The sequence below is a fragment of the Sphingomonas sp. Leaf10 genome (assembly GCF_001421245.1).
GTDB lineage: Bacteria > Pseudomonadota > Alphaproteobacteria > Sphingomonadales > Sphingomonadaceae > Sphingomonas.
Genome location: NZ_LMKE01000030.1, coordinates 22,389 through 46,767 on the forward strand (window position 1 = coordinate 22,389; position 24,379 = coordinate 46,767).

A 24,379-nucleotide genomic window follows, 5' to 3' on the forward strand; every position below is an offset into this window, starting at 1 on the left:
GGGAAGGTCACGCCCGCCAACGGGCCAACCTACCCCCGACCCCTCCCTTCCGGGGAGGGGAGAAGCTGAATGTCGATTGGCCCTAAATATAGGTCCGCAGGAATTCGCCGAGCGCGACGATGGCGAGGCTTTGGCCATAGGGCATCGAGGTGAGAGCGATATCCTTATAGAATTGCATCGTATCGCCGACCGGCGTCCCGAAGCTGACCTGCTGCAATTCGCCGGCATCGTCGATATTGGCCAGTACGGCGCGGATCGCGCGGATGCCGACCGCTTCGTAGCGGCGCGGCAGATAGCCTTTGCGCACCGATTTCAGGATGCCATAGGCGAAACCGGCGGTCGCCGACGCTTCGAGATAGCTGGTCGGATCGACGATCAGCGTATGCCACAACCCGCTTTCATCCTGATGCCGGGCCAGCGCATCGACCTGCGCCGCCAATGTATCGATAAGGAAGACGCGCAGCGCATCACTCGCCGGAAGGTCGAGCATCTCCAGCAATTCGGGGATCGCGATCGTCACCCAGCAATTGCCCCGCGCCCACAGCGCGCGCGCGAAGTTATGACGTCCGTTGAAGTCCCAGCCATGGAACCACAGCCCGGTCCGGGTATCGAACAGATATTTGATATGGACCAGGAATTGCCGCTTCGCTTCCTCGACATAGTGCGGTCGGCCCAGCAGCAGCCCGATCTTGGCCAGCGGCAGGACCGACATCATCAGCGTGTCGTCCCACAACTGTCCCGGACTCGTCAGGTCGTAGGTGACGTGCTGGAACCCGCCATCCTCGGTCTTGGGCAGGCCGTCGACGGCCATCAGCCATTCGGCCCAGATGTCGAGATACGGCAGATAGGTCGGATCACCGGTCCGTTCGTACAGAAAGGCGAGCGTCAGGAACGGCGACATGGTGTTGATGTTCTTGGTCGGCGTGCCCGCGGCGAAGCGGTCGGCGAACCATTGGCGCACGATCGCCAGCGCAGTCGCATCGCCCGACTGTTCCCAATAGCGATACAGGCCGAACAGGCCGATGCCATGGGTCCATTCCCAATCGTTCCACCCTTTCGTATCGACCACGCGACCATCGGGCAGCCGCAACAGGAACTCGCCCGTCTCGTCCTTGATGTTGACGAGGTTGTCGATCAGCCGGGCGATGGCGTCGGTTACCGCCGCGCGCGGGACATCATGCGAAAGGGCGGCCAAATCGATCTTCCTTCAAACGCGCCGGTCAGGCGAAGGTGAGTTGTAGTTCATGGCGGAACGGCGTGCGCCCGGTCACGTACAGCCGGGTACCGGGCAGTTGCAATTGCCCATTGGCCCATGCGTAATTGTCGCCCGACGCTGCCTTGACCGGGGTCGAACCGGCACCGGGGCCGATCAGCAACCGGTCCTGTCCGACGCGGTAGCTGGCCTGTCCGTCGATCAGGTGGAAGCCGCCGTCACCCAGCGGCCTAGCCCCCTCCAGTACGCCGCCCGATCGCAGCGCGATCTCGATCGTGATGCCGACATCGACCTCGCCATCGGTTTCGACCAGCAGCCGATAGCCGTTCGCGTCGGGCACGATGCGGATCGCGATGCCCAGACGGCGCATGCTGACCGGGCGACGTTCGAAATCGAGCGCGCTGTTGAAGCGGTGGTCGATCGATGCCGTCAACGGATACGCGCCATCGGCCCGGCGGTACGCGCGCGGCAGCGGCTGATAATAGGGGACGGCCAGCTCGCCCGCCATCCGCACCGTCCCGTCGGGATCGAGCGTGATCGTCGCCGGGCGGAAATGGCCCATGCCGAAGAAGTCGGGTATCAGCCGCACGCCTTCGACCACCAGATCGTTCTTCCACAGCCGCAACAGCGTCGGATTGGTGGCAAGGCCCGAACCGATCCGGTTGTAGAAGGGCGACGGCTTGCCATCGGCATACCAGTCGCTGCCGGCATAAAGCGACGCGGTCATCGCCCCGCGCCGCTGCCGAACCAGCCCGACCGGCGCGAACAGACGCGATCCGTCGACAAAGGGCGGCTGTGCGGCGGCAAGCGGGCGGGCAAGTTCGGGCCGTTCGATCAGGTCGGTCAGCGCATCGCCCAGCTTCGCCGCCTCCTTCTGTTCGATCCAGCGGACGGCGCCGGCGAACCGGGCGTCGCCGGTCCGCAGCGCCATCTCGCGGAACTGGACGTAGAAGGGCCAGAGGGTGATGCGGCGCTGATCCTGATCCTGCCGGCGCGACAGGACGTTCTCGACTTCGCCTCCGGTCGGTTCGGCAAGCACCAGGATCGTTTCCAGATTGCGGCGCACGATCTCGCGCAATCCCGACAGGCCGGACAATTGCGCGAGGATCAGCAGCGACGGATTGGTGACCTCCGACGCATAGACCGGGCTGCGTTCGGAATAGATGCCGTCGGCGTCGACATCGATCCCCTCCGCCAGCCAGTCGTCGATCCGCGCGCGATAGGCGGGGTGCGGGTCGATCGCGTCGATCCGGGCGATCGCCGCGCTCACCTCCCACCGATGGTTCGGCGTATGGATGCCGCCGGTCGCGAGTGCCGGGCCGGCCTTGCGCATCATCGCCTTCAGCCGGGCGGCGATCGGCGCGCTGGTGGCATGGCGATCGGTACGCAGCAGTTCGATCATCGCCGCCATGTCCTCGATCAGGAAGGCGGTGTCGGGGGGCGAATGGCGGTTGCCGATGCTGAACGTGCCATCGTCATGCTGTGCCCGTTCGACGGTGTCGAGCAGCTGCGCGATCGGGGCAACCAGCGCCGCACCGTGATGGTGGGTCGATCGCGGCCAGACGAAGGGGGTCAGCAACCGCCGCATCCGGCGCAGGGTGGCGCGCGGCGTCAGATCTGCGGGGAGCGGCGTAGCAAGGATCTGCGAAGCCTGCTGGTCGGCCGCCGTCGTGACGACGGCGAGGCTGGCGTCGTCCTTCTTCACCGATGCCGCCACGATCGGGCGGGCCGTCACTGCGGCGGCGGTGGTCCCGATCAGGAAATGGCGTCGATCCATCACGCTCTCCTCAGGCGACCGATGCGCCGGCCGGCCACTCCCCGATATCGTACGGAAACACCGACCCGCTCGGTAGCAGGCCGGTGGTCCGGTCAACCATGGCCCACGTCAGAACGTGGCGCGCAGCGTCGCGGTATAGGTCCGCCCGTCATAATCGGCACGACGCGGCAGGTTCTGCTGGTTCTCATATTCCAGGCGGATCGCGTTGGTCAGGTTATAGGCGTCGAACGACAGGGTCAGCGCCGAATTGATGTTGTACGATGCCGACAGGTCGAGCTGACCGCGCGTCCGCACCTGTCGCGCCGCCCCGGTGAACGACCCGGCCGAGGCGAGGTCGTAATTGCTGCGCAGGTTGTAGACGAGGCGCAGTCCGTAGTCGGGCGTTTCGTAATAGCCGATGACGTTGACGTTATGCTTCGACACGCCGGGCAGCGTCGCGTCGGCACCGGTCACCGTCTTGCCGCTGATGGTGGTGTAGGCATAGTTGAACCCGCCGCCCAGGTTGCGCAGCATTCCCGGCAGGAAGTCGAGCGACTGTTGCAGGTTGAACTCCACGCCGCGTACCGTGATCGGATTGGTCTGGTTCACGAACCCCGATGCCGCGACGAGGAACGGCTGGGTGATACCGCCCTGCGTATAGGTCTGGCTGCTTTCGCACCGGTCGCCGTTCACGGTCAGCGTACCCAGCCCCAATTCGGGCGAATCCGTCGGGCACAATTGCGCCGGATTGGTGATGGTCGCGATCAGCCCGGTGATCCGCTTCTGGAACCCGGCGAGCGAGATCAGGCTGTTGGGACGGTTATACCATTCGGCCGACAGGTCGAGCGACGTCGCGTCGTACGGCTTCAGGTCGGGATTGCCGAGATTGACCGCATAGACCCCGTTGACCGGCGCGCTGACGATCGTGCTGGGGGAGAATTGCCGAGGCTGCGGGCGAACATAGGTGCGGTAGGCTGCCGCGCGCAGCACGAAATTGTCGGTGATGTCGGCTACCGCGATGAACGATGGCAGCAGCTTCCCGTAATTCTGTTCGAACTGCTGGGTACGGAAGTCGGAGGGCGTACCGATCACGTTGGTCAGCGACACCCGCGCCAGCGCGTCGATCGTATTCTTGGTGCGCTCGTACCGCAGACCGGCGTTGCCGCGAATGGTGACGCCGCCCAGCTCGAATTCGTATTTCGCCTGACCATAGACGACCCAGAGATTGTTCTGGTTGACGAAGTTGTTCAGCTGATACGCATTGTCGGCATAGTTGATGTTGTAGCCATTGGGCGACAACGTGCCGTTCGGATACACCGCGACCGGCCGCAGCTTCGCCAGCGCGAGGTCGAGATCGATGATCTGCCAGTTGTTGGTCGGCGAACCACCCTTGCCGCCAAAGAAATCGTCGGCAAATCCCGCCTGTTGCAGGAAGTCGGGCGTGACGTTCGCGATCGGCAGGCCGAAGCCGAGAATGCGATACCCCTCCGACGTGAACCGGTTGCTTTCGAACCGCACGCCCCCCTGAATACCCGACAACGGACCGTCGAACTTGCGCTCCAGATCGACCTGCGTCGCCAGCAACCGGTTGCGGGCATAGCCCAGCGACCCCTGAAGGTTGAAGCGGTTGGTCCGCCGGGCCGGATCGGCACTGTCGAAATAGGCGGCGGGGAACGACGTTCCTCCCCACACGCCCGTCGAGATGCCGCGGGTCGTCACCGCCGGATTGGGCGCGAGCACCTGCGCATAATCCTTGATCTCGCCGCTGCCGGTGCGGATCGATCCGTTGATGCCGTTGCCGGCGGCCGTCTGCAACGTGATGAAATCCAGTCCGGTTTCGACCGAACTGTTCGAAGCGTTCGACACCGTCCCGATGACGTTGGCACGCCAGTCGTCGTTCTTCCATTCGGCATTGGCGTTCACGCCCCAGGTTTTCTGGTGCTGGGCGAAATCGCGACTGGACGATACGACATCGCCGTTATTGAAACTAAAGTCGTCGACGACGTAGCGACCGTCGTCCAGCGCGATCGGGTTGGCGTTGGGTCGCAGGATGCTGGCGTTGTTGTTCGACGTGATCAGCAGATATTGCCGCGTCTTGGGCAGGTTACGGTCGGAGTAGAATCCGGTGACGCCGATCTTCGTCTCCGGATCGACCCGGTATTCGGCACCGGCGGCACCGGTGAAGAGGTTGCCTTCATTCAACCGCGTATATTGGCGAAGCTGCGAATTATAGAGCACGCCCCGGGTCGTCGTGGTGCCGGTGCACGACGGGCAGGCCGACGACGCGGCGTAATAGGCGCCCAGCGTCGAGGCATTCGCCTGTGCCTGCGCCGGGGTGAACGCGGTATAGCTGTTGAACAGGATCGAATCGCGGCGGAAATTCTCGCGCTTATAGGCCAGCACGCCGAAGACGGCGAAGTCGTCGTTCACATGATAGTTGTAGCCGAGCGTAGCCGCCGGGCTGCCGCGGCTGCCCAGTTCGTTATGTTCATAGGCCAGCTTGGCGAAGCCGCCGTCCTTGCGGCCGAGCGCCGGTGCGATCTGTAGATCGACATTGCCCGACAGGCCGCCGCTCTGCGCATTGGCAAGCGGCGACTTGTCGACCACGATGCCGCTGAAGATGTCGGAATTGAACGCGCCGAGCGGGGCCGCATCGTTCAAGATGGGTTCGGCGAAGGCGACGCCGTTCAGCGTCAGCCGCGAATATTCGCCGGGCAGGCCGCGCAGGTTGATCGTCGCATTGCGCCCCTCCGCCTCGCGGTTGATCTGGACACCCGGCACCCGCTGCAACGCTTCACCGACGTTCAGATCGGGGAAACGTCCGAGACCGTCGGAGGAGATGCCGTCGGTGATCCCGACCTGGTTGCGTTTCGCGGCGATCGCGTTCGCATAGCTTTGCCGGAAGCCGGTGACGATGATCTCGCCGTCCTCGACAGTTGCCTGTTCGACTTCGGGGGCCTGTTCGGGCGTCACCTGCGAAGGATTGGCGGGTGTCGGCACGGTCGGCGTCGGCACGACCGTATCGGCGGGTGCGGTCTGGGCGAAAGCCGGCGCGGATAGCGCGCTCGCGCCCAACAACGCAATGGCCAGCACCTTCTTGCGTGAACGATAAACCATGGCTGCTCATCCTCCCCATATCTTGCTGATCGAGCGACCGGCTTCTTGCGACCGTCGAACTCGTCCGCTGCATCGTATCTCGTCGGCGCCCGAGCCTGCTTTCGCACCTCGCCCCCTGTCAAAAGTTAGAACGAATTTTCCATAGGGTGTCAATTGCGATTATAGAATTCCATTCATCTTGATTTCGCGATGGTCAAAGCGTGACGACATGATCCCGAGCCGTTCGTCCTGAGTAGCTGTTGAGCCTGTCGAAACAGCGTATCGAAGGACCGCTGGTGGCAGATGCTTCGATACGGGTCTTCGACTTCGCTCAGCCCCTACTCAGCACGAACGGTTTTGCCTGCTGTCATCATGCTTTAGGCGCGGACGTGCTGCTCGGACGGGAGATCGACACGTGCCACGTCACGGTTCGGATGTAGCGGAAGCGGTGTGATCCGCTGTCGGCACGCGCCGTCCGATAGTCTTCAACCGAACGAATGCGCGGCATCCGGCACCGGCTTTGCCAGCCTCGGGTCAGCGTTGCAGCGGTTCCGCTTTCAGCGTCCGGGCGACTGCGTCGCGCCAGCCTGCGACCAGCGGCGCACGGGTCGCCGCGTCCATGGCCGGTTCGAAACACGCCTCACGCGACCAGAGCCGCTCCAGCGCGTCGAGTCCCGACCAGACCCCCGTCGCCAGCCCGGCGAGGAAAGCCGCCCCGCGCGCCGTCGTTTCGAGGTCGACCGGGCGTTCGACCGGCGTATCGATCATGTTGGCGAGGAAACGGCACAGCCAGTCGTTCGCCGCCATGCCGCCATCGATCCGCAGGATGGCCGGCCCCTTGCCGGCATCGGCCTGCATCGCCTCGGCCAGGTCCATCGTCTGGTAGGCGACCGCCTCCAGCGCCGCCCGCGCCAGATGCGCGCCGGTCGCGCCCAGCGTCAGACCATAGATCGCACCGCGCGCATCCGGATCCCAATGGGACGCGCCCATGCCGACAAAGGCCGGCACCATATAGACGCCATGGCTGTCGGACACCTGTGTCGCCATGTCGTCGGTCTGACTGGCATGGGTAATCACGCCCAGCCCGTCGCGCAGCCATTTGATCGCCGCCCCGGCGACGAAGATCGATCCTTCGAGCGCATAGGTCGTCCGGCCCGCCAACCGATAGGCCGGGGTCGTCAGCAACCGGTGGCGCGAGGCGACCGCGTCTTCGCCGGTATTGAGCAGCATGAAGCAGCCCGTGCCATAGGTCGATTTGGCCATGCCGCGCCGGAAACATGCCTGCCCGAACAGCGCCGCCTGCTGGTCGCCCGCCATGCCCGCGATCGGGATCGCCGCACCGAACAGGTCGGGTGCGGTGGTGCCGAACAGGTGGGCATTGTCCTGCACCACGGGCAGCATCGCCATCGGCACGCCGAGCAGGCGGCACAGCTCCGCGTCCCACGCCCCGCGATGGATGTCGAACAACATCGTCCGGCTGGCATTGGTCACGTCGGTCGCATGGACCTCGCCGCCGGTCAGCCGCCACAACAGGAAGCTGTCGACCGTGCCGAACGCCAGTTCGCCGCGTTCGGCCCGCGCCCTTGCACCATCGACATGGTCGAGCAGCCACGCCAGCTTGGTCGCGGAGAAATACGGGTCGATCAGCAATCCCGTCCGCGCCCGCACCGCTTCCTCGACGCCATCGGCCTTCAGCCGCTGGCACAATGCGATGCCGCGCCGGTCCTGCCACACGATCGCGCGGTGGATGGGTTCGCCGGTGGCGCGGTCCCACACGACGACCGTCTCGCGCTGGTTGGTGATGCCGATCGCGGCGATCGCCGATGCCGCGACGCCGCTGTCCGCCATCGCCTGCCGTGCGGTCGCCACGGCGTCGCGCCAGATATCCTCCGGGTCATGCTCGACCCATCCGCGTGCCGGGTAATGCTGGTGAAATTCGGCCTGCGCGATGGCCACCCGCCGCGCCGATCCGTCGAAAACGATGCTCCGCGTCGAGGTCGTGCCCTGATCGATCACCAGAATGTGCGATGCCACCGCAACCTCCCTCGCTTTCGTTTGATCGGCTTACGCGGTTTCGAACGAACGTCAATGCTTTCGCTTTGATAGCCGACCGTGTAGCATCGGCGTCATGCGAACCAGCAGCGATGCGTTGACGAACCCGGTCGTGGAACCGGTCGACCTGCTGATCGTCGGCGGCGGGATCAACGGCGCTGGCATCGCTCGCGACGCCGCCGGACGCGGCCTGTCGGTGTTGCTGGTCGAGCAGGACGATCTTGCCAGCCACACGTCTTCGGCATCGACCAAGCTGATCCATGGCGGTTTGCGCTACCTCGAATATGGCGAATTCCGGTTGGTTCGCGAGGCGTTGATCGAACGCGAGCGGTTGCTTGGCATGGCGCCGCACATCATCTGGCCGCTGTCCTTCGTCCTGCCGCAGAACCGGTCGCCGCGACCGGCATGGATAGTCCGCCTCGGCCTGTTCCTCTACGATCATCTTGGCGGCCGTCGGAAGCTGCGGGGCACGCGCACCGTGCCGCTGGCCGGATCGCCGCTTGGCAACGGGCTTTCGCCGCGAAAGGGCAAAGCTTTCGTTTATGCGGACTGCTGGGTGGAGGACAGCCGTCTGGTCGTGCTGAACGCGGTCGACGCCGCGGCGCGTGGCGCGCGGATCGCCACGCGGACCCGCCTGATCGATGCGCGGCGCGATGGCCAAGGCTGGCGCGCGATGGTCGAGGACGTGTACGGGCGGCGCACGGTCGCCGCGCGCGTGCTGGTCAACGCCGCCGGTCCCTGGGTCGGCGACGTCATCGCGCGCACCGGCGGCAGCCACGCCGATCGCGACGTCCGGTTGGTGAAGGGCAGCCATATCGTCGTCCCCCGGCTGTACGAGGGCGACCATGCGTTCATGCTCCAGAACGACGACCGCCGTATCGTCTTCGCCATCCCGTACGAAGGAAGGTTCACCCTGGTCGGCACCACCGACGAACCGTGGACCGATCCGCCGGGCAAGGCGGTGATCAGCCCGGCGGAAACGCGCTACCTGCTCGACACGATCGGTCGGTACTTCGCGAAGGAGGTCGCGGAGGCCGATATTGTGTGGAGCTATGCCGGCATCCGCCCGCTGTATGACGACAAGTCGGCCGATGCGTCGGGCGTGACCCGTGACTATGTGCTCGACGTCGATACGGGCGGCGGGGCGGGCGCGCCGGTGCTCAACATCTTCGGCGGCAAGATCACGACGTATCGCAAACTCGCCGAACATGCGCTGCGTGCGCTCGCACCGCATTTTCCCGAAGCGGGGCCGGCTTGGACCGCCGGTGCCGCGCTTCCCGGCGGCGACATGGCCGATGCCGATTTCGACGGGTTCCTGCGGATGCTGGTCGCCGAACGCCCCGCCCTGCCCCCTGCCCTGCTGCGCCGGCTCGCCCGCGCCTATGGTACGCGGGTGCACGCGCTGCTCGGCGATGCGGCGACGCCGGACGATCTTGGCGAGGATTTCGGGGGCGGGCTGCACGCGGCCGAGGTCGATTATCTTTGCGCGACCGAATGGGCGCGCTCGGCCGAGGACATTCTCTATCGTCGCAGCAAGCTCGGCCTGCATGTGCCCAGCGGCACGGCCGCGCGCCTAGACGCCTATCTGGCCCGGCGGGCGGCGTGAAGGTTCCCGACGTCGTCGCCGCCCGCCACGCGGCGATCCTCGACGCCGCGCGCCGCACCGGCAGCGTCAGCGTCGACGAACTGGCCGAACAACTGGCGGTCACGCCGCAGACGATCCGCAAGGATTTGAACATTCTCGCCCGGCAATCGATGCTCACCCGCACCCATGGCGGCGCCGTCGTCATCTCGGGCACCGACAATCTCGCCTATCCCGAACGTCGCGCGGTCGCCGCCCCGACCAAGGCCGCGATCGGTGCCGCCGCGGCGGCGCTGGTCCCGAACGGTGCCAGCCTGTTCATCAACATCGGCACCACGACCGAGGCGATCGCCCGAAGCCTGGTCGATCATCGCGACCTGATGGTCATCACCAACAATCTGAACGTCGTCGACATTCTGGGCGGTCGTCCGGGGATCGAGGTCATCGCCGCGGGCGGACGCGTCCGCGCCAGCGTCCGCGCCGTCGTCGGCGCGCTTGCCATTGATTTCATTCGCGGCTTCCGGGTCGACATGGCGCTGATCGGCGCATCCGCGCTCGACCCGGACGGGACCTTCCTCAATTTCGACGTCGATGAGGTCCGCGTGTCGCAGACGATCATCCGCCATGCCCGGCGGGTGCTGCTGGCGATCGACGCGACGAAGGTCGGCCGCGCCGCGCCGGTCCGGGTCGGCGACATGGCCGATGTCGATTATCTGGTGACCGACGCCGACGATGCGGCGCTGGTCACGGCATGCGCCGATGCGGGTACGGAGATGATCCGGCCCGCGTGACGCCCGTCCCTGATACGAATGGGGAGACTGGCTCGGGTGGGCGGTTCATCGCCTAACCGCAAGCAGCAATCGATATTTGCCTGACCACTGGTCATCAACGACTTGATCTGGTCCGGTAATCTACACATAATGGGCGTACATTCCATCATGTGGGAGCGAAAGATGCGCTGGCTGATCGCGCTTGCCATGATGCTGGCGACGCCATCGCTCGCCGCTGCCGAGGATGCGGTGTTGTTCGACGGGCGACGGGTGGCGGGGATCGTCCACGACGATACCCCCTCCGCGAAACTCGCTGGCGAATTGCTGGCCCGCGATCTGAAGCGATTGACCGGCCACGCGGCGGTCGTCGCGGCCGACCTGTCCGGCTGCACCCGGCTGTGCGTCGTGATCGGGACGCTGGATTCGGCGGTCGTCCGTGCGGTCGCGGCGGATGCCGAGGTGACGTTTCCGACGCTTCGGGGAACATGGGAGCGCTATGGCCGGATGCTGATCCGCTCGCGGCGCGATCGGTCGCGTCGCTATCTGCTGATCGCCGGATCGGACCGCCGGGGCAGCGTCTGGGGCGTGATCGACCTGACCCGCGAACTGGGGGTGTCGGCATGGGAATGGTGGGCGGACGTGACCCCGCGCCGCGTCGACCGGCTGCGGGTCGACGGCGCGCGGCGACTGTCCGAAGCACCATCGGTACAGTATCGCGGCATCTTCCTGAACGACGAGGATTGGGGACTGCAACCCTGGGCGGCCAAGACCTACGAACCGGAGGTCGGCGATATCGGTCCCCGGACCTATGCCCGCATCTTCGAACTGATGTGGCGGCTGAAGGCCAATCTGATCTGGCCGGCGATGCACGACAGCACCACGCCCTTCTACCAATTGCCCGGCAATGCGGCGACGGCGCGTGCCTATGACATCGTCGTCGGCACGTCGCATGCCGAACCGATGCTGCGCAACAATGTCCGCGAATGGGATGACCGGGTGCGCGGCCCGTTCAACTTCTTCACCAACCGACAGGCGATGACCGATTACTGGCGCGAACGCGTCGAGGCGGTGAAGGATGGCGAGCACGTCTATTCGGTCGGGCTGCGCGGCAAGCATGACTCGGCGATGGAAGGGGCCGACACCCCCGAACAGGCGCGCGACGCGACGATGCAGGCGATCGGCGTCCAGCGCGATTTGCTGGCAAAGGCGCTGGGAAAGCCCGCCGCGCAGGTTCCGCAGGCGCTGACCCTCTACAAGGAAGTGCTCGACACCTACGCCGCCGGATTACAGGTGCCCGACGACGTGACGCTGGTCTGGCCCGACAATAATTATGGCTATATCGCGCAATTGCCGGGACCGGCCGAACAGGCGCGTGGCGGCGGGTCGGGCGTCTATTACCATTTGTCCTATTGGGGGCGGCCGCACGATTATCTGTGGCTGGCGACCACGCACCCGGCGCTGGTCCGCGAACAGATGGACCGCGCGTGGCAATTGCGCGCGCGCAAGCTGTGGGTGGTGAATGTCGGCGATATCAAGCCGGGGGAATATCTCACCCAGTATTTCCTCGACCTCGCCTTCGACCACCGTCTGTTTGTACAGGCCCCGCGCACGCATCTGCGCGACTGGGCGGCGCGGCAATTCGGCGGCGGCGTTGCCGACCGCGTGGCCGGGCTGATGCTCGACTATTACGATCTCGCCTTCGAACGGCGGCCCGAATTCATGGGCTTCGGTCAGGTCGAACCGATCACGCCGGTCCGCACCAGCGACTATCTGCGCACCGGCGGCGACGAGGCCGAGCGGCGGCTCGATCGCTACGCCGCGCTGGTTGCCGAGGCGGAAGCGGTGAACGCCACCCTGCCCGTCGATCGGCGCGACGCCTTCTTCCAACTGGTCCTTTATCCGGTACGCGGCGCGGCGAGCTTGAACGAACGCATCCTGAAGCTCGACCTCGCGCAGGATCATGCCACGGCGATGCGCGCGCCGATCATCCCGGGCAGCATGTCGGAGGCGATCAATCGCGCCGGCAACGTCGTGCGCGCCGACATGAACGCCCTGTCCGATCAGGCACGCGCCGCGCAACAACGGATCGCCGACGATACCGCGACCTATCATGCGCTGGCCGGCGGCAAATGGCGGGGCATGATGAACGCCGCGCCGCGCAACCTGCCGGTGTTTCAAACCCCGACCTTCCCGCAGTTCCGTTTGCCGCAAGCGGATGGGTGCGGGATCGAAGGCAGCGATCTGGCCTATGCGGCGGGCAAGGCCGGGACGCGCGGCTTCACCCTCTATTCGGGCGGGACCGATGCCGACTGGTCGCTTACGACGACACCGGGTTTCGCGGCCTCCGCGACGCGCGGCAGGTTGCACGCCGGCAACGGCTATCGCGCCCGGATCATACTGACCCATGACGGGAGCGGTTCGGGTGGCGCGAACGTTACCTGCGGCGGCAGGACGCTGGATCTTCCGATCCGTATTGCCAACCCCGCAAGCGGCACGCCGCCGGTCATCAACCGTATCGTCACCCTGCCGCCCGCCAGCGCGGCCAGTCCCGATTGGGAAAGGGTGCCGGGGTTCGCAGCGACGCTGCGCAGCCGCCTGACCTTTTCCTCCGGGAAGGCGACGGCAACGCCGCTCACCTATCGGTTCGACACCGATGCGGCGGGCCATGCCGAAATACGCGTCATATTGTTGCCGACCCATTCCCTGACCGCCGGACAGCAGTTGCGGCTGAAGATACGGGTGGACGGCGGGCCGCTAGAAACGCTCGATTATGCGACCTTCGGCCGCAGCGACGAATGGAAACGCAATATGCTGGGCAACACCGCGGTCCGATCGCTGACCTTCCCGCAACTGGCCGCCGGCCGCCACAGGATCGAACTGTTCGCCGACGCGCCCGGCCTATTGCTCGATCGTATCGAGGTTCGCCTCGACGGCGCGCCCCCTTATTATGGAACGCCGCTTCGGTAGAAGCTCACGGGACGTCCACGTCCCGGCTCCGGGCAGCATCCGCGCCGAAAGACATCGTCACGCAAAGCCCCGGTCGCGTGTTGGCGAATTCGATCCGCCCGCCCAGCCGTTGTACGGCCGAGCGCACGATCGCCAGACCCAGACCGCTACCTTCCTGCCCGGCACTGGTCGCCAGACGCACGAAGCGTTGCCCCAGCTGGCGCAGGTCCACATCCGGCAGGCCGGCGCCGTTATCGGCCACGGTCAGCGTTACCGCTCCTTCCGCTTCGGTGATCGCAATGGCGACCATCCCGCCCCGGCGATGGTACCGGATGGCATTGTCGACCAGGTTGGACAGGATTTCGAACAACAAGGTGCGGTGACTGGCGATGACGACCTCGCCGTCCGTGGCTTCGAGGTGGATTTCGACGTCCGCCTCGATCGCCTGGGTGATGCGGCGGTTGATGACGGCGATCACGACCTCGCGAAGGTCGACCTGTTCGCGTGGGGGAGAAGTTCCCGCCTCCTCGGCGCGGGCGAGGGCGAGGAGTTGCGTCACCAGTCGTTCGAGCCGGTCGGCGGCGTCGGCGATCTCGCCCAATGCCGCCGGATCGCCGCGCCGCGCCAGCGCCACCTGGACCTTCAGCACCGCCAGCGGCGTCCGCATCTGGTGCGATGCGTCCGCGGTAAAGCGCCGTATCCCGGCCGTGGCGGTATCCAATCGCGCAAGGAGGTGGTCGAACGCCTCGGCCAGCGGGCGCAGTTCGACGGGGAGCGGACCGGTCTCCAGCGGGGAGAGGTCGGGCGTCGCCCGCGTGTCGCGCGCCGCCACGCTGCCGCGCAACCGCGCGAGCGGGCGCAAACTCCAGCCGAGCGCCGGACGGATCAGCAGCATCGCCACCCCGACAAGCAACACTTCGCCCAGCAGCAGCGCGACCAGCAGCCGGCGTTGCAGCGCGTGGCGGCCGTCCAGCGTCTCGGCGACCTGCACGATCACCGGCCGATCGATGCGCGGCAGCGACCGGCGCATCTCGGCGATGCGGATCGGTTGATCGCGGTAACTGGCATAGCGGAAGCGCGGGGCGTCGATCGCGAGGTCGGCGATGCGCGGCGCCGACAGATCGGCATAGCCGGTCAGCAGCCGTTCGCCGACCGCGATCCGGTAATAGACATTGTCGCGCTCGCTATTCTCCAACATGCCGAACGCGGCGGCGGGCAGGTCCATCGTCACCTCGCCGCGTTCGACCTGCACCGTCTCGGCAATCGCGCCCAGCGCGCCGCCCAGCACCCGGTCATTGGTGCGGCGCACGACATCGGCGATCAGCGTCGCGCCGGCCAGCCCGAGCAGGACGGCAATGCCGAGCATCGGCGCGAGCATCGCCGCCAGCAATCGCGTCCGCAGCGCCAGCGCGCGCGCCCGCGAAACTTCAACCGGCATCGAGCAGATAGCCGACGCCGCGTACCGTGCGGATGGCGGGGCCGTCGGGGGCCAGCTTGCCGCGCAGCCGGGTGATGTTCACCTCGATCGCATTGGGGCCGACCGGTTCGTCATGGCCGAACACTTCGGATTGCAGCGTCTCGCGCGGGACGATTTGCCCGGCGCGGGTCGCCAGCGCGTCGAGCACCGCCCATTCGCGCCGCCTGAGGTCGAGCAGCCGGCCGCCGACCTGCGCCTGTCCGGTCGACCGGTTGAGCACCAATGTGCCGATGACCAGTTCGGGCGTCGGATCGCCCCCCCGCCGACGCCCCAAGGCGCGGATGCGCGCCTCCAGTTCCTCGGGCGCGAAGGGTTTGCGCAGATAATCGTCGGCCCCCAGGTCGAGTCCGCGCACCCGGTCGTCGAGCGCGTCGCGCGCGGTCAGCATCAGCACCGGCACCCGGTCGCCGCGCCGCCGCAGCGCCTGCAACACCGCGAACCCGTCGAGGTCGGGCAGCCCGACATCGAGCACGACCAGCGCATAGGGTTCGTCGGCCAGCACCATCAACGCATCCTCACCAAGGCCGACATGGTCGACGGCGTGGCCGACGCCGCGCAGCAACGCGACGATGCTGCGCGCCAGCGGCGCGTCGTCCTCGACGATCAAAATCCGCATCGATGCCCGGCGCGGTGAAAGGCGGATGACAGGTTCGGTCGGTACGACATGCTGGTGAGCTTACCCGAACCCAGAGGCGGGAAGCGAGAGGATGTGCATGAAACGACTTCTGATCCTGTTCGCATTGCTGATCTGCCCGCTTGGTCCGGCGACGGCGCAGCGCCCGGCGGGCTATCCGCGTTCCTATGACGACCTGATCGCGGCGGCGCGGGCGGAGGGCGGCGTGCGCGTCTATGGCAATGCCGATGCCACCGCGATGGCGGAGCTGATCGCCGCATTCCGCCGCACCTTCCCAGGCGTCGCGGTCCGTTACGAGGATCTGGAGTCGCGCGAAATCTATCGCCGGGTCGTGTCGGAGGCGCGGACCCGCGGTGCCGGTGCCGATCTGGTGTGGTCGTCGGGGATGGATCTGCAGGCGAAGCTGATCAACGACGGCTATGCGCAGGCGTATCAAAGCCCCGAAAAGCCGGCGCTGCCCGCCGATGCGGTGTGGAAGAATATGGGCTATGGCGTCACCGCCGAGCCGGTCGCCCTCGTCTACAACCGCCGGCTGATCCCGCCCGGCCGGGTGCCGCGCACGCACGAGGCGTTCGAGGCGTTGTTACGCGCCGGCCGGGTGCCACTGACCGGCAAGGTCGCGACCTACGATCCCGCCCGCTCGAACGTCGGCTATCTTTATCTAACGCAGGATTACACCATCACCCGCGATACCGGCTCGCTGGTGCAGGCGATGGCGGCAACCCGGCCATGGCTGTCGCCGACGACCGAACCGATGCTGGAGGCGGTCGCCGACGGGCGCATCGCCATCGCCTACAACGTCGTCGGTCCCTATGCGCTGACCGCCGCGCAGCGCGACCGGCGGATCGGCGTGGTGTTCCCGCGCGACTATACGCTGATCGCCTCGCGCGTCGCCTTCATCGCCCGCGACGCGCGGCGTCCGGCGGCGGCGAAGCTGTTCCTCGATTTCCTGTTGTCGCGCACCGGACAGACGCTGCTCGCGAAACAATGGCTGTTGCCGGTGCGCAGCGACGTGCGCGCCCCGCGCCTGTCGGCGCAGCAGCAGCGTCCGATCCGCGTCGGACCCGAACTTCTCGTCAATCTCGATACGATCAAGCGCCGCCGCTTCCTGGCCGACTGGCGCGCGATCCTTACGCAAGGAAGCAAGTGATGAAGCTGTTCCGTAGCGGTTGCGCGCTCGTCGCGCTGGTCGCCGCCACCCCGGCACTGGCCCAGACGCCAAGCCCCGCCGAACTGGCCGAACTGGTCCGCGCACAAGCTGCCGAAATCGCGACGCTGCGCGCCCGGCTCGACCGGCTGGAGGGAGCGACCGCTGCTGTTGCCCCGGCGACGCCCGCCCCGGTCGCATCGCCCCCGGCACAGCTGGCGCAGACCCCGTCGCAGACCGGCGGCAACGTCACCAGCCCGTTCGCGCCGCAGCTCGTGCCCCCCGGCCCGGCCGAACGTGACGTGGCTCAGGCGCGACAGGCCAATGCCGCCGGCGTCACCACCGAATGGGGCGCGGGCCTGCCGGTGTTCCACTCGGCCGACGGCGTCTATACCTTCAAGCCGCGCGGCCGCATCCTGACCGATGTCAGCTCGACCTTCGGCTCCGACTATACCGCGCGCAACATCACCACCACCGGCATGCGCGCGCTGCGCCTCGGCCTCGAAGGTGGCGTCGGCACGCATTTCTTCTACCAGTTCGAAAGCGACTTTTCGGAGAACGAGGTCGACATCGTCACCGCGTTCATCGGCTGGCGCAACCGGATCGCGCCGGGGATCGATTACGACGTCCGCGCCGGCCATTTGTTCAACGATCGCGGGTTCGAAGGGTCGACGGGTTCGGATTCGACGCCGTTCATGGAACGCACCGTCGTGTCGACCGCGATCATCCCGCAGCGCGGCTTCTATGGCGTCGGGCTGATGCCGCGTATCTTCTGGAAGACCGGCCACGCATCGCTGACCGTCACCGGTGACCGCATCGACGGCAATCAGGGCGGCAATGACAGCCGCACCGTGCTCGCCCGCGCCCACTGGAACCCGGTCAAGACCGACAACAGCGTCCTGCATCTGGGTGCATGGGGTTTCGACGAAGGACTGGCGGCGGGTGCCACGACGCTGACCCGCAACACCGTCATCGGTGGCCGCTTCAACGGTGCGCTGCGCGTGTCGTCGGGCGCACTCACCGGCGGCACCGGCACCACCGGCTATGGCCTCGAAGCGGGCGGCTATGTCGGCCCGATCTGGCTGATGGGCGAGGCGGGACAGCGCCACGCCCGCCTCGACGCCGGCCGTCCCGATTTCGTCAGCAAGGCGTGGAGCCTGTCGGGCGGCTGGTTCCTCACCGGCGACCTGCCCCCCTACAACCCGCGCCTCGGCAGCTTCGGACAGCCGCGCGTGCTGCGCCCGATCTTCGAAGGCGGTCCCGGCGCGATCGAGCTGACCGCGCGCTATGAAAATCTCGATTATTCGGACTTGCTCACCGGTGGGCAGGGCTGGGCGGCGACGATCGGCGCCAACTGGTACCTGAACAGCTTTACCCGCTTCCAGGCCAATCTGGTCCACTGGAACACTGACAATCGCGCCGGCGCCTTTGTCGGGCCGGATGACGGCCAGACCGTCATGACCCGCATCGCCGTCACCTTCTGATCCTTCGGGGAGCATTACGCACATGAGTCTCGCCCTGCTCGGCTTCCTGATGGTCGCCACCTTCATGACGCTCATCATGACCAAGCGGATGACGCCGCTGGTCGCGCTGATCGTCGTCCCCACCGCCTTCGCGCTGCTCGCCGGTTTTGCCAGCGGCCTTGGCGACATGATGATCGACGGGATCAAGAACCTCGCCCCGACCGGGGTGATGCTGTTGTTCGCGATCCTGTTCTTTTCGATCATGACCGATACCGGGCTGTTCGACCCGCTGGTCAACCGGCTGTTGAAGGTCGTGCATGGCGATCCGCTGCTGATCCTGATCGGTACGGTCGTGCTGTGCGCGATCGTCAGTCTGGATGGCGACGGCTCCACGACCTACATAATCACCATCGCCGCGCTGCTGCCGCTCTACAAGCGCTACGACATGAACCGGCTGTATCTGTGCTGCCTGCTCATGAGCACCAGCGGCGTCATGAACCTGACGCCATGGGGCGGCCCGACCGCGCGTGCCGCCAGCGCGCTGAAGCTCGATCCCGCCACGCTGTTCCTGCCGCTGATCCCCGGCATGATCGCCGGTCTCGCCTTCCTGATCGGCCTCGCCATGTGGTTCGGGCGCAAGGAGCGCCGCCGGATCGGCCATGTGAAGGCCAACGGCCCGACCGCCTTCACCGGCATGGCGGTGTCGCAGTTTCCGGAGGCACGCCGCTATCACCTGCGCTGGTTCAACGGCCTGCTGACGCTGGCGCTGATCGTCGGGCTGGTCGTCGGGCTGCTGCCGCTGTCAGTGCTGATGATGCTCGCCTTCGCCATCGCGATGATCGTCAACTATCCGCAGGTCGCCGAACAGAAGGAACGCATCGCCGCGCACGCCGGCAACGTGCTGTCGGTCGTGTCGCTGATCTTTGCCGCCGGCATCTTCACCGGCATCCTGTCGGGCACCGGCATGGTCGAGGCGATGAGCAAGGAAGTCGTCGGCTTCATCCCGCCCGCCATGGGGCCGTACATGGCGCCGATCACCGCGCTGCTCAGCCTGCCCTTCACCTTCTTCATCTCCAACGACGCCTTTTATTTTGGGATGCTCCCGATCTTGGCGGAAGCCGGCGCGCATTATGGCGTGTCGCCGATCGCCATCGCCCGCGCGTCGCTGATGGGGCAGCCGGTCCATCTGCTCAGCCCGCTGGTGCCCTCGACCTATCTGCTGGTCAGCCTCGCCGGCATCGACCTTGCCGATCATCAGCGTTTCACCCTGATCCCGGCAACGGCGGTCTGCGTGGTCATGACGCTGGTGGGCATGATCGTACTCGCCTTCCCGTTCGTGAGCTGATCGCGTGACCGAACTCTGGAACCATATCGTCGCGGACTTCGCCAATATCGGCAGTCCGTCCGCGCTCGCCGCCTTTACGCAGGTCGTGCTGATCGACGTCATGCTTGCTGCCGACAATGCGATCGTGGTCGGGGCGCTCGCCGCCGGCCTGCCTCCGCCCATGCGGCGCAAGGTGATCCTGATCGGCGTCGGCGCGGCGCTGCTGCTGCGCGTCGCCTTTGCGCTGGTCGTGACCCAGTTGCTGCAGGTCACCGGCCTCGTCTTCGCCGGCGGGCTGCTGCTGGTATGGGTCGCGTGGAAGATGTGGCGCGAACTGCGCGACCATGACGACACGCCGGGCGAGGATTCGACGCTGAAGGCCGCCGCCCCGCGCAGCTTCGCCAGCGCCGCTTGGGCCGTTGCCGTTGCCGACGTGTCGATGAGCCTCGACAACGTGCTGGCGGTCGCCGGTGCCGCGCGCGACCATCCGGGCATCCTCGCTATCGGCCTGATCCTGTCGGTCGCGCTGATGGGTATCGCCGCCAACGTGCTGGCGCGCGTGATCGAACGCTATCGCTGGGTCGCTTATATCGGCCTTGCCGTCATCGTCTATGTTGCCTGCAAGATGATCTACGAGGGGCTGATCGACCCGTCGCGCGGCGTGCTGGCACTGTTCGCTTGAGGCGGGACGCGGCGAACATCGTCCTGCGCTTCGTCGCCGCGATCGCGGTCGGCGCAGCGGGCGGCGCGCTGTTCGCCGCGATCGGCGCGCCGCTGCCCTGGGTGCTCGGATCGATGGCCGCCTGCGCCATCGCCAGCATCGCCCGGCTGCCGATCGCCGCCAGCGGTGCGACGCGTCGGCCGATGGCGGCGATCATCGGCGTGGTGCTGGGCAGTTCCTTCCACCCCGGCCTGATCGCGCTCGCCCGCGAATGGTGGCTGCCGCTGGTACTGCTGCCACCGTTCCTCGCGCTGGCCGGGTTGCTCTGCGTCGTCTGGTTCCGGCGCGTGGCCGGCTTCGACCGCGCCACCGCCTATTTCGCCGGCATGCCCGGCGGCATCGCCGAAATGGTGGTGATGGGCGGCGAACGCGGCGGCGACGAACGCACCATCAGCCTGATCCACGGCGCGCGGATCTTTCTGGTCGTCTTCATCCTCCCCTTCGTCATCCGCCATTTCCATGCTGCGGCCAGCGTGGCCGTGGCGCCGGTCACCGCGCCTAGCCCATGGCCCGAAGCCGCGCTGTTCCTGTGGGGCGGGCTAAGCCTTGCCGTCGGCCTGATCCTCGGCCGCGCCCTGCGGTTGCCGGCATGGCATCTGATGGGGCCGCTGGCGGTCAGCGCCGCGCTGCACATGACCGGCATCACCGATTTCCGCGTGCCCGCCTGGCTGCTGGCGGCGGCGCAGATCGGGCTGGGCGCGACGATCGGCTGCCGCTTCGCCGGCCTGCGACTGCGCGCCTTCGTGCGGCTGTTGGCGCTGGCCGCCGGGTCGACGCTGATCCTGCTCGTCCTGACCTTTGCCGTGGCCGGGGCCGTCGGCCGCGCGACCGGGATCGACATCGCGCTGCTGGCGCTCGCCTATTCGCCCGGCGGCCTTGCCGAAATGAGCATGGTCGCGCTCAGCCTCTCGCTCGAACCGGGCATCGTCGTCGTCACCCATCTGGCACGCGTCGCGCTGGTCCTGCTGTTCGCGCCGTTCGCCTTTCAACCGGAGAAGCCGTCATGACCACCAAAGCGATACCGCTCGTCCTGCTGCCGGCCATGGGTTGCGACGGACAGCTCTGGGCGCGACAGGTCGTCGATCTGGGCGATATCGCCCATCCCGAACTGGGCGACCTGACCGTCGACGATACGCTGTCGGCGATGGCGGCGCGGGTCCTCGCCCATGCCCCGCCGCGCATGGCGGTCGCCGGGGTCAGCCTCGGCGGCTATGTCGCGCTGGAGATGTTCCGGCAGGCGCCCGACCGGATCGATCGCGTCGCGCTGTTCGGTACGCGCGCGACGATGGCGATGCGCGCGCGCACCGTCGACGAACAGGGGCTGCTCGCCACCGCGCCGCATGCCGACCCGACACTGACCCCGATCGTCAGCGGCCCGGTGCAGGCGATGGCCGAACGCGTCGGCGCTGACGTCTTCGAACGGCAGCAGCGCGCCTTGCTCGCCCGGCCGGACCTCGACGCCGCGATCGAAGCGGTGCGCGGCCCCACGCTGGTCGCGGTCGGCGACCGCGACCGCATCTGCCATGTCGAGGATGCACGGGCGCTGGCCGATCGCATTCCCGGCGCCCGCTTCCACGTCATCCGCAACTGCGGCCATCTGTCGCCGATGGAGCGATCGGGCGAAGTCACGATGTTGCTGCGGGAGTGGCTCAACCGCCCGTCGGGCTGATATCGGACCATGCAGGAGACCATGATGAAAACACCACCGGTTGCCCTTCTGTATCAGGCACTTCCGCCACCCGTGATCGACGGACTGCGCAAGGATGCGAAGCCCGGCGGCTATTCGGATGGCGGTGCCGACATCGCGTTCGCGTTGCGCCATGCCGGCGTCGATGTCGTGACGCCGGTGGCCACGCCCGACCCCGCCGACGCGCTGCAATGGGTGTTTCCCGACACGGCGGCGGGGATCGAGAGCGCCACCGCCGCCGGTGCGAAGATAGTGTGGGCGAACACCATCCTGTTCGAAACCCACCCCCTCGAAACCGCACCCGGCACCTTCCAGATCGTCGGACAGCTTGCCGCCGCCACCCAGGCATTCGACGACAAGTTCGAAACCAATCGCCTGCTGCACGCCGCCGTCACGCCATCATGACCCCAGCCGCCACCGCTCCAGCTGCGTCAGTATGTCCGCCGCGATCTGGTCGACGGTAAAGCCGGTCAGGTCGCGGACCCGCGCCTCGTCGTTCGTCTGCGCCGCCAGGAACCATGCGGTGCTGCGCCGTCCTTCCGATGCTTCCAGCGCGGTATAGGCGGCAAGCGGGCGCGACCGCGGCATCAGGCGATAGGTGAAGGAACGCCCGGTGTCGCTGCCGAGGATCAGGGCGCAGCGATCCCCGTCCGCGTCGATCCGGCTGTCCGCCCACCCTTCGTTCTGCAACGCATCGTGGACCGAACGGAGCGCCGCCTCGCCATTCCCGGTCATCTGGCGCACGATCTCGCCCCGCCGCGCCGGGACCAGCAGCCGCTTCAACCGTTCGCTCACCGGTGCCTCGTCGGGCAGCGCCACCCCCGCCAGATCGGCGTTCGTCTGACGCACCAACCCCACCGCCAGCAACAGCATGATGAAACAGAACGGCAGCGCGGCCAGCAGCGTCGCCGCCTGCAACGCGCCCAGCCCGCCGGCGATCAGCAGCAGCGTCGCCGTCACGCCCAGCAGGACGCACCAATAGATGCGCTGCCAGCGCGGCGTATCCTCCGCGCCCCCCGATGCAAGCGTATCGATGACCAGCGCCCCGGAATCGGCGGAGGTGACGAAGAACACCGCGACCAGCGCGATGGCAAGGGTCGAGGTGACGCTCGCGAACGGCAGATATTCGAGGAACTTGAACAGCGCGGTCGACAGATCCGCCTGCACCGCGCGCGCGATCCCGCCCGCCGCCGTGCCGAGGTCGAGCGAGATGGCGGTGTTGCCGAATACAGTCATCCACAAGAAGGTGAACGCCGTCGGCACGAACAACACGCCGATGACGAACTCCCGGATCGTCCGCCCGCGCGAGATGCGGGCGATGAACATGCCCACGAACGGCGACCACGCGATCCACCATGCCCAATAGAACAGCGTCCAGTCCGCCATCCACGCCCGCGGTTCGTAGGCGTAGAGCGTAAAGGTCCGCATCACGAAATGATCGAGATACAGCCCGAAATTCTGCACCAGCGCGCGCAGCAGGAACAGCGTCGGCCCCAGCACCAGCACGAACAGCATCAGCAATATCGCCATGGCGAGGTTCAGTTCGGACAGGCGGCGGATACCGCGATCGGCCCCGCTCAGCACCGACAGCGTCGCCGCGCCCATCACCAGCACGATCACTGCGATCCTGGTGACGGTGCCGTCGGGTACGCCATATTCATAGGTCAGCCCGGCGGTCATCTGCGACACCCCGAACCCGAGCGAAGTGGCGACGCCGAACACCGTGCCGCACACCGCGAAAATGTCGATCGCATCGCCGATCGGCCCGTCGATCCGCTTGCCGAGCAACGGCGAAAGCCCGGATCGCATCGTCAGCGGCAGATCCTTGCGATAGGTGAAATAGCCGAGGCTCAACCCTACCAGCGCATAGATCGCCCAGGCATGGACCCCGTAATGATGAAAGGTGATCGCCATCGCCTCACGCGCGGCGGTGATGGTGCCGCTCTCCGCTTCGGGCGGTGAGATGTAATGCTGGATCGGCTCGGCGACTGCAAAATACATCAGCCCGATGCCCATCCCCGCGGCAAAGAGCATCGCCAGCCACGAGACATAGGGGAAATCCGGCTCGGCATCGTCGGGGCCGAGTTTCAGCCGGCCCGCCGGGCCGAAGCCGAGCGACAGGACGACCACCAGGAACACGGCCACCGACGCGATATAGAACCAGCCGAAGGTATCGATCGCCCATGCCTGCGCCGCCTTGAACGCGTGATCGGCACTGCCCGGCATCGCCAGCGTGGCGACGAGCAACGCGGCGATGACGGCGGACGCACCCCAGAATACGCGCGGATTGATATGACTGGCTGACATCCGCCCCGCGTACCGCATATCGGCCGAATGCCCTAACTTGGGACAATCGCGGGCCTGCACGGAGTGCTCGCGCGTGACGGGAAGATCGATGGCGGCTTCGCCCCTAGGTGCTAGGGCAAGGTGATCGTCAAGTAATCCTTCCCCTCCCTGACAAGGGAGGGGCCGGGGGTGGGTTGGCCAGCGAGGGAAGGTGCCGTTCGACAA

17 protein-coding genes are annotated in these 24,379 nt (G+C 66.7%); 10 read left to right on the forward strand and 7 right to left on the reverse strand.

What is annotated here, in order from left to right; translation table 11 throughout:
- Positions 1 to 82: 82 nt before the first annotated feature.
- From ASE59_RS15060 to glpK, 4 genes are all read right to left on the reverse strand, one after another.
- Entirely contained in the window at positions 83 to 1,195 is a 1,113-nt protein-coding gene (locus ASE59_RS15060; protein ID WP_056458014.1) for a glycoside hydrolase family 105 protein, read from the reverse strand.
- Positions 1,196 to 1,220: 25 nt separating this feature from the next.
- Positions 1,221 to 2,990, reverse strand: a complete 1,770-nt coding sequence (locus ASE59_RS15065; RefSeq protein WP_056458017.1) for a hypothetical protein — start codon at positions 2,988 to 2,990, stop codon at positions 1,221 to 1,223.
- Between the two features lie 108 nt (positions 2,991 to 3,098).
- Entirely contained in the window at positions 3,099 to 6,086 is a 2,988-nt protein-coding gene (locus tag ASE59_RS15070) for a TonB-dependent receptor (RefSeq protein ID WP_056458020.1), read from the reverse strand.
- 513 nt (positions 6,087 to 6,599) lie between these two features.
- Positions 6,600 to 8,099, reverse strand: coding sequence for a glycerol kinase GlpK (gene glpK, locus ASE59_RS15075; protein ID WP_056458022.1), 1,500 nt, complete (start codon positions 8,097 to 8,099; stop codon positions 6,600 to 6,602).
- Positions 8,100 to 8,193: 94 nt separating this feature from the next.
- Between glpK and glpD the strand changes: the two genes are divergently transcribed.
- The 3 genes from glpD to ASE59_RS15090 all read left to right on the forward strand — a co-directional run bounded on the left by glpD (position 8,194) and on the right by ASE59_RS15090 (position 13,436).
- Entirely contained in the window at positions 8,194 to 9,723 is a 1,530-nt protein-coding gene (gene glpD, locus ASE59_RS15080) for a glycerol-3-phosphate dehydrogenase (protein WP_056458025.1), read from the forward strand.
- Positions 9,720 to 10,490: a DeoR/GlpR family DNA-binding transcription regulator gene (locus ASE59_RS15085; RefSeq protein ID WP_056458028.1), complete on the forward strand. Its 771-nt coding sequence runs from the start codon at positions 9,720 to 9,722 to the stop codon at positions 10,488 to 10,490. The genes glpD and ASE59_RS15085 overlap by 4 nt, the downstream gene beginning before the upstream one ends.
- Positions 10,491 to 10,652: 162 nt before the next feature.
- Positions 10,653 to 13,436: a glycosyl hydrolase 115 family protein gene (locus ASE59_RS15090; protein ID WP_056458031.1), complete on the forward strand. Its 2,784-nt coding sequence runs from the start codon at positions 10,653 to 10,655 to the stop codon at positions 13,434 to 13,436.
- 4 nt (positions 13,437 to 13,440) lie between these two features.
- Here the strand turns inward: ASE59_RS15090 and ASE59_RS15095 are convergent, their stop codons facing one another.
- Together ASE59_RS15095 and ASE59_RS15100 are read right to left on the reverse strand one after the other, a co-directional pair.
- Positions 13,441 to 14,853, reverse strand: a complete 1,413-nt coding sequence (locus tag ASE59_RS15095; protein WP_056458034.1) for a sensor histidine kinase — start codon at positions 14,851 to 14,853, stop codon at positions 13,441 to 13,443.
- On the reverse strand, positions 14,843 to 15,508 hold the full coding sequence (locus ASE59_RS15100; protein ID WP_056458037.1) for a response regulator transcription factor: 666 nt from the start codon (positions 15,506 to 15,508) through the stop codon (positions 14,843 to 14,845). Before ASE59_RS15100 ends, ASE59_RS15095 begins: the two co-directional genes overlap by 11 nt.
- 97 nt (positions 15,509 to 15,605) lie before the next feature.
- On the opposite strand from ASE59_RS15100, the gene ASE59_RS15105 reads away from it, so the two are divergent.
- From ASE59_RS15105 to ASE59_RS15135, 7 genes are read left to right on the forward strand one after another with little or no spacing between them, the layout of a single operon-like run.
- Positions 15,606 to 16,676, forward strand: a complete 1,071-nt coding sequence (locus tag ASE59_RS15105; protein ID WP_056458040.1) for an ABC transporter substrate-binding protein — start codon at positions 15,606 to 15,608, stop codon at positions 16,674 to 16,676.
- On the forward strand, positions 16,676 to 18,157 hold the full coding sequence (locus ASE59_RS15110; RefSeq protein WP_056458043.1) for an OprO/OprP family phosphate-selective porin: 1,482 nt from the start codon (positions 16,676 to 16,678) through the stop codon (positions 18,155 to 18,157). Before ASE59_RS15105 ends, ASE59_RS15110 begins: the two co-directional genes overlap by 1 nt.
- A gap of 22 nt (positions 18,158 to 18,179) precedes the next feature.
- Positions 18,180 to 19,481: a CitMHS family transporter gene (locus tag ASE59_RS15115; RefSeq protein ID WP_056458046.1), complete on the forward strand. Its 1,302-nt coding sequence runs from the start codon at positions 18,180 to 18,182 to the stop codon at positions 19,479 to 19,481.
- A gap of 4 nt (positions 19,482 to 19,485) precedes the next feature.
- The gene (locus ASE59_RS15120; RefSeq protein ID WP_056458050.1) at positions 19,486 to 20,142 is read left to right on the forward strand and encodes a YjbE family putative metal transport protein; all 657 of its coding nucleotides are present in this window, start codon (positions 19,486 to 19,488) and stop codon (positions 20,140 to 20,142) included.
- A complete protein-coding gene (locus ASE59_RS15125) occupies positions 20,139 to 21,188 on the forward strand; it encodes an AbrB family transcriptional regulator (RefSeq protein WP_056458053.1) in 1,050 nt (349 codons plus the stop codon). Before ASE59_RS15120 ends, ASE59_RS15125 begins: the two co-directional genes overlap by 4 nt.
- Positions 21,185 to 21,850, forward strand: a complete 666-nt coding sequence (locus ASE59_RS15130) for an alpha/beta fold hydrolase (protein ID WP_056458056.1) — start codon at positions 21,185 to 21,187, stop codon at positions 21,848 to 21,850. Before ASE59_RS15125 ends, ASE59_RS15130 begins: the two co-directional genes overlap by 4 nt.
- A gap of 24 nt (positions 21,851 to 21,874) precedes the next feature.
- A complete protein-coding gene (locus ASE59_RS15135) occupies positions 21,875 to 22,273 on the forward strand; it encodes a hypothetical protein (protein ID WP_235515804.1) in 399 nt (132 codons plus the stop codon).
- Here the strand turns inward: ASE59_RS15135 and ASE59_RS15140 are convergent.
- On the reverse strand, positions 22,268 to 24,175 hold the full coding sequence (locus tag ASE59_RS15140; RefSeq protein WP_056458059.1) for a BCCT family transporter: 1,908 nt from the start codon (positions 24,173 to 24,175) through the stop codon (positions 22,268 to 22,270). The genes ASE59_RS15135 and ASE59_RS15140 overlap by 6 nt on opposite strands.
- Positions 24,176 to 24,379: the final 204 nt, after the last annotated feature.